Raw genomic sequence first — 264 nt, forward strand, 5'->3', positions numbered from 1 at the left:
TCTGGTCGCCAGTGTTCGGCGTGCCAGGGGTACCCGGATTACCTGGAGTTCCCGGTTCGTCAGTGACGACTGTGTTGGTGCTGCCAGCAGTGATCAGGTTCTCGAAGACTGCATCACCAGTCACACCAGTGATCGTTTGGGCAATGGCCGGCTGGCCACCGACATACACGTCATCGTTGGTGGTGATGGTGGCGGTACCGGCAGCACTGCCCTTGGCCACTTCGACGACAGTGCCGTCGGTGAGCGTAAAGGTCAGGCCCTGGT

1 protein-coding gene is annotated in these 264 nt (G+C 60.6%); it reads right to left on the reverse strand.

The features are described from left to right. Positions 1-264, reverse strand: a 264-nt coding sequence (locus tag G7009_RS27420; RefSeq protein ID WP_181133394.1) for an immunoglobulin-like domain-containing protein, incomplete at both ends; no start/stop codon positions are given.

Origin of the sequence: Pseudomonas capeferrum, from assembly GCF_013523055.1 — a bacterium.
Lineage (GTDB): Bacteria > Pseudomonadota > Gammaproteobacteria > Pseudomonadales > Pseudomonadaceae > Aquipseudomonas > Aquipseudomonas capeferrum_A.